This window comes from Microcoleus sp. (assembly GCF_049646505.1).
Lineage (GTDB): Bacteria > Cyanobacteriota > Cyanobacteriia > Cyanobacteriales > Microcoleaceae > Microcoleus.
In genome coordinates this window covers 1-1752 of record NZ_JBARVX010000106.1, presented here as the reverse complement: position 1 = coordinate 1752, position 1752 = coordinate 1, and the positions used below count along the sequence as shown (strand labels likewise).

At 41.0% G+C, this 1752-nt stretch carries 1 protein-coding gene and 1 pseudogene; both read right to left on the bottom strand.

The features are described from left to right. Positions 1–317: 317 nt before the first annotated feature. Positions 318–638 (bottom strand): IS4 family transposase, encoded by a 321-nt coding sequence (locus tag WBA89_RS06250; RefSeq protein ID WP_424404795.1) that lies wholly within the window; start codon positions 636–638, stop codon positions 318–320. Positions 639–1522: 884 nt separating this feature from the next. Then, positions 1523–1669 (bottom strand): annotated as a pseudogene (locus tag WBA89_RS06245) (IS4/Tn5 family transposase DNA-binding protein); the annotation flags it as partial. Positions 1670–1752 lie beyond the last annotated feature (83 nt).

Sequence of the window (1752 nt, the reverse complement as noted above, 5' to 3'; positions counted from 1 at the left end):
CCCCCCCAAAGCATCGGCTGTGCTTTATAAACATCTTTCCTAACAATAAAGTTGACAAAAGTAACTACTTGTGTAGGAGTTATTGGGGAGCTCGCTTCCGATCGAATACGAATTATCCTGCAAAAAGTGTTCATTGATGTCTCCCTCCTTCAATGAGTTTGCTCGAGGGCGATCGGGGTTTTTCCTGCCTTGCACATTTTGGACGAACCGAATAAAATGTTTTTCTTGCATTGGCTCGCGGCGGTTTGCCAAAACGATCGCTTATGTCATCAACACAATTTGTCATCACAACTATTTTACTCATGAAAAATATCAATTCAAGTTATTTTCAGTTGATTGAATAGCAGCCAACTCATCGCAATATCATCCAATCTTCTCAATCCACGCCACAAAGTTTTAACTCCCGGAAAACCATCATGTTTTCGTCCCAAAAACCCTCCCAATTTAGCAATCCAACCCACTGCTTCCCCTAAAGTTGGTGGGTGAGTATGAGGATAATTTTGGTGATGAATTGTCGCATAAAGAGCCTGCCATTCAGCCGGTTCTAATATAATATCACAACTAGAATCTGGAGCGAGCCTCGCTTCAGGAGTAATATAAAGTAAACGCACCGCGCTACGAGAGAATAAGTAGCTCAAGCCATTTCTAACCTTTCTGCTGTTGCTAATTGTAGCTTCTCAATTCCACAACCACTTTTTAACACATAATGATAACGTTCCATCAGCCACCGATAACTATACCATCTAACATCAGCAGTCACATCTTCAATACAAGTAATAGGTAAAGTTGTCACCAGCCACCACTCAATTGCTGACAACTCAGATGGTGGTTGTAATTCTCTGACTCAAACAAATTGCAGTTATACCGGATTTAATTGTGTTTTTTTAGCACGATTTGGCGGGGGTTGAACAGTTAAGGTTTTATACCGAATAGTTAAAGTCGCCCGTCGAAATGGTCGAGTCGGGTTGCGTTTCAATTCCACAGTCATTGTGACTTGCGGTTCGACCAACTCCATCTCTTCTTTGAGATGATTAGACGAGGACTCTAAACATCTGTTTTGAGTAGCTGGAATCAAAAAATTTGCTGGCTCACGGTTCGCACAGGCAAACAAATCATAAAAGTCGGCTTCTCTACCGGCAATTGTGACTACTTGTTGCGATCGGGGATGAGAGATGACGTATTTTTTAAAGAATCAAACCATTTTTGACTTTCTTTTTCTTCTGTTAATTTTTGAGAACGTTGAGCAGCTTTACTATCCAGATTTTGGCTTTCTCGCCCGCACAGATTGGTCGATAATTCCTAATGGTAGCCCCTGTGCTGTTGCTGCCAAAGTTGAATGTACTTTCAATCGCCGAAGATATTTACTATCAAGATATCCGACTTTTTTAACTGCTTTATGAGTAGTGTAATTTAATTCGGTTGTATCTGGTATTGCCCAGATAATTTGATGATTTTTGATTCTTGAAACTGTCCCATCTACCTGTCCTCTCCGTTTCTGAGCTGGTTTAATGTATGGTGAATCCTAGAAATCGTAAGTAGCCTTGGTTTCTGCCCCTGTACCGCTAGTTTGAGGTACAGTGGATTCTGGTCGAGCGCTCAAATTAGAGACAATTTTCATGAATCTATTTGTTCTTCTTACATCTCCCAATTGAGTTTTTTCTAATTCTTGCCTTACCCACCGATCGTTTTAACCTGATTCCTGGGCGATCGCCCGCTCGTTCAACAGCACAGATGTTAATTTCTGTCAACTTT